Source organism: Streptomyces sp. NRRL S-495, from assembly GCF_000966955.1.
Taxonomy (GTDB): domain Bacteria; phylum Actinomycetota; class Actinomycetes; order Streptomycetales; family Streptomycetaceae; genus Kitasatospora; species Kitasatospora purpeofusca.
Genome location: NZ_JZWY01001158.1, coordinates 1 through 4,330, shown reverse-complemented (window position 1 = coordinate 4,330; position 4,330 = coordinate 1). Strand labels below are relative to the sequence as shown.

Sequence of the window (4,330 nt, the reverse complement as noted above, 5' to 3'; positions counted from 1 at the left end):
GGTTCCTGCGGACCCGGCCTGGCTGCCGGGGCTGGGGTCGGGTGCTCCGCCGTGGCCGCCCGCACCGCCCGTGCCTCCGGCACCGCCGGTTGCTCCGGTTCCGCCCTGTCCGGCGCCCGGGGGAAGGGCGACCGGCAGCGAGGTGGGGGCTTCGCCGCCCGTGCCGCCGGAACCGCCCGCGCCGCCGGTACCCGGCTGACGTGCCGGCTTCCCCGCCGGCGCCGCCGGTGCTACCCGCGGCCCGCACGCCACGTTTTCCCTCGCCGCCGCCTGCGCCGCCACCTCCGGATCCGCCCACCTGACCGCAGACAGAGCCATTCCGTGATCCCTGGACGGCCGGGACGGCTTGCCAGGGGATCCCATGCCGATCAAGCACTTCCGGCGGCACTTCGTGGAGATACCGTCAGATCGATCAGAAAGTCCTGATCGCCGGCACCGGAACAGCGGCCCTGGACGACCTCCGCCCCTTCCTCGGTGTCCTGGTCGTGCAGGCTCAGACACTCGCCGGTGACGACCGGGCGGATACGGAAATGGGGAGCGGCGAGCGAGCCGAACAGCTCGATGCGGAACTGCTGCGCCCGATCGTTGTCGGCACAGTCGTCCCGGGGTTCGAGCAGATCCCGCCCCGGGTCCGTCGTCAGGACGGTGAGGCAGCCGATGCCGTACTTCTCGTGGTGCCACTGGATCTGCACGGTGTCCTTGGCCAGCGGCTCGAGGAAGACGTTCGGCAGGTCGGTCCTCGAGCAGAGGCGTTGGACGGCGACAGCGGTCCGGTAGCGTCCGGTGCGATCCCTTCCTTCGGTGAGGCACAGCTCCGGCGTGCGAGCGGGGCGGATCTGCGCCCAACTGCCCACGGCCAACATGCGCAGCCCCGTCACGGGCACCGCCGGTACGGTGGCGGGCCCCGGCGAGTCGTAGAACCGGTCGCTGATGACGAGTGTGCCCGCAACCCCAATTGCCGCAGCGCCGACCAGGCCGGCCGCCCGGCGCCACCACGGGAGGCCCGCCTTGGCGGGCGTAGCCGCGGAGGATGCCTCGGAGTTGCCGTGGTTGACGCCGTCGGCGGCATCATCGTTCTGCCTGGGCTCATGGGCGGCGATACTGCGACGTTCCTCCAGCCACTCATGGACTTCCGCGTCACTGAGACCGCAGGCACGGGCGAAAGCCTCGACGAACTGTGCGCGCGGGAGAGTGGCGCGGCCGAGAGTACTCGCGATCGTGCTCGCCGGGAGTGCCGTGCCCTGTGCAGCAGCCACTCTCTCCAGCTGGCGATACGTCAGTTCCGACCGGGTGCGCAGCTTTCGGAGTTCCTTTGTGAACTCGGCGGGGGTTCTGGCCCTCTCGGGCCGTGGCGGCTCCTTCGGATCCACTGAGCCGTCCTCCCATTGACTCAACGACCTGGGCATCGCCCCACTGATGGCGACGCCGGCCTCCCCTCCGGTACGGCATCCTTCACGCTTGTTCGGTACACGGCAAGCACCGCCCCGAACATGGCAGGAATCGTTCCGAACAGACTCGAACTGCATCTCTCCTTGTCGGTCCGGCGGCGGCGCGCACATCCTCGACCCACAGCGGCGCCTACGTCATCACGAGGCCGCTCGCATGCGGGCATCGGCGCATGTGCTGACAGCAACCGCCGGTGCGCCGCCGAGACCCTCCCGCGGAAGGCACGCGGGCTCAGCGTCCAGTCCTGAGAAGGAGAAGGCAATGAAACTGCACGGAAGGATCGCCGCGTGCGCCATCGCGGGGGCAGCGGCTCTGGCGGGGTTCACCGCCACAGCTCCAGGTGCTTCCGCAACATCCGCCACCACCGCCCCGACGGTCGTCGCTCCCCGACTCGCGCCGGTCGCGGTGCTCGCGGAATCCGCCTGTCCCTACAGCGGGGCCCACCCGAACCTCTACTACACCGACACCGGCCCGGCCGTCACACACGCGCAATGCCTGATCAACATCTACGGCTACGGGATCGCCGAGGACGGCATCTACGGCGCCACTACCCGTGACGTGGTCCGGACCCTGCAGAGGCGGTGCGCGATCCCCGTTGACGGCGTAGTCGGCCCGAAGACGTGGGACTGCCTGCACCCGGACAGGAGCCCCAACCCGCGCTGAGACCGTTCGTCGGCGATGCGGTGTGCCGAGACCTCCTCGGTCCCGGCGCACCGCACTGCCGTACCGGCGGCCACCGCAGATGCGAGCCGCGGCGGACCGGGTCCTGGGCCGGCGAGGGAAGAGGATCCTGTCCAACACCGTCCCGGGACCGGCCCGGGTTCGGTCGAGGCCCTCCCGGCGGCGACGCATGGTCGTCGGCGTTGCCGGTGCAGGTCGCGCCAATGGTCCAGCAGTGTGCCCGCCAGGCGTTCACGGCCGGGGCGGGCAGCCCGGTTGCCCCTTCAGGCAGAAAGGCGGCCGAACGGAACCCGGCCGGGCCGAGTCGACGGGTCGTCGTGCAAGATGGGGCCCCGGGATCGGATTGGTACAGACCACAGCAGGGTCACTGCGACAGGACTCCACCCCCGGCCAGTAGTTGGACTCGTGGCACACGGACCTCCGCCGCGGAGGGTGCCGAGGGGAGCAGTGGATGGAACTGGCGGGGGTGTGGCGCCGGCTCGGCCGGCACGGTCTGGTGCTGGCAGCCGTCGCCGTGAGCGTCCTGGTGGCGACGGCGGTGCTGTCCGCGGTGGCCGGGCTGGCCCAGTCGGCCGCCACCGCCGGGGTGCGCCAGCGGCTCGCCGCCGACGCCGGCACCTCGGTCGAGGTGACCGCGCGCTGGACGGCGCCGGGCCTGTCCGCGGCCGACCGCGCGGTGCACTCGGCACTGGTCCGGACGATGGCCGGCACCCCGTTCCGCACCGCGACCGCGCAGCGCGGCATCAGCGCCGTCGACCTTACGCTGCCGCCCACCGGGCGCCGCTGGGCCACCGACACCGTGCTCCCCTCCCTCCTGGCGGTGCTGCCCGACCCCGGCCGCTACGCCCAACTGCGCAGCGGCAGCTGGCCGGACGCACCCGAGGCCGCCCCGGCCGCCGACGGCGGGCTGCGCGTCGCCCTTCCCGAGGCCGCCGCCGACCGGCTCGGCCTGGACAGCGGCGGCAGCACGGTCGTCCGCACACCCGGAACCGGCGAACCGCTCAAGCTCACCGTGACCGGTGTGTACCGGGAGGACCCGGACGCCGCCGCGTTCTGGGCCGGCCTCGGCGGCGCCGAGGCCGCGAACCAGCCCCTCGTGCTGATCGACGGCGCCCGGCTGGCCGCGCTGCCCGGGTTCGGCGACCGCATGCTCGCGGTCTGGCTGGCCCTGCCCGACACCGGGCGGTCGAGCCTCGCCGAACTCGCCGCGCTGCGCGACCGGGTGGCCGCCTTCGCCGGCTCGGACACCGCCCGCTCGATCTACCGCGGTGCCGAACCGGCACTGGCCGACACCGCGGTGCGCAGCGCACTGCCCGGTGCGGTCGACGGCCAGGTGGCGCCGGTCCTGACCGCGAGGGCCGAGATCGCCGTTCCGCTCGGCCTGCTCGCCCTGCTCGCCGCCGTGGTCCTCGTGCTGACCGCCCGTCGGCTGGCCGACGCCGTCGCCGGCGAGCACGCGCTCCAGAGCTCCCGGGGCGCCGGCGCGGCGCGGCTGCTCGCGGCGACCGCCGGCGAGTGGGCGTTGGCCGCGGTACCGGCAGCGGTCGGCGGGCTGCTGCTGGCCCGACCGCTGCTGGCCGCCGTGCTGCGCGTCGTCGGGGCGCACGGCCTGGCCGCGGGCGACGGCCCGAGCGCCCGGTGGGCCGCGGGCTTCGCGCTCCTGGTGCACGGCGCGGCTCTGCTGCTGCCGCTCGCCCGGCAGGCGGTGGACCCGGGTGCCCAGCGGGCGCTGCGCGCGCGCAGCCCGCGCCGACTCGGTCTGCAGCGGGCCGGGGCGGACCTGCTGCTGCTCGCCGTGGCGGTCTTCGGCTTCCTCCAACTCCGCCAGTACGAGGGAGTCGCGGTGAGGAACGCCGACGCCGGGTTCGACTCCTGGGTCGACCTGACGCTGGTGCTCGCCCCGGTCGTCATGGCGGTGGCCGGCGGTGTCCTGCTGCTTCGGGTGCTGCCGGCGGTGGGGCGGCTGCTGGAGCAGGCGGCCGGCCGGGCCCGCGGGCTGGTGCTGCCGCTGGGCGCCTGGCGGCTGAGCCGCGACAGCGGTCGCCAGTCGGTGCCGGTGCTGGTGACGCTGCTGGCGGTGGCCTGCAGCAGCCTGGCCGCCGGTGTGCTGGCCGCGCTGCCGACCAGCGACCGCGACCGGGCGGCCTACACGGTCGGCGCCGACCTGCGGCTGTCCGGGGTGTCCGGCGCGCCCGGGCAGCGG

The 4,330-nt window shown here is 74.0% G+C and carries 2 protein-coding genes and 1 pseudogene; 2 read left to right on the top strand and 1 reads right to left on the bottom strand.

Annotated features, from left to right (window positions below; all coding sequences use genetic code 11):
* Positions 1-368: 368 nt before the first annotated feature.
* Entirely contained in the window at positions 369-1,370 is a 1,002-nt protein-coding gene (locus VR45_RS40125) for an XRE family transcriptional regulator (RefSeq protein ID WP_234326654.1), read from the bottom strand.
* 337 nt (positions 1,371-1,707) lie between these two features.
* On the opposite strand from VR45_RS40125, the gene VR45_RS47695 reads away from it, so the two are divergent.
* Both VR45_RS47695 and VR45_RS40115 read left to right on the top strand, forming a co-directional pair.
* Positions 1,708-2,109 (top strand): peptidoglycan-binding domain-containing protein, encoded by a 402-nt coding sequence (locus VR45_RS47695; protein WP_045944911.1) that lies wholly within the window; start codon positions 1,708-1,710, stop codon positions 2,107-2,109.
* A 469-nt stretch (positions 2,110-2,578) separates the two neighbouring features.
* Positions 2,579-4,330, top strand: a pseudogene (locus VR45_RS40115) (ABC transporter permease); the annotation flags it as partial.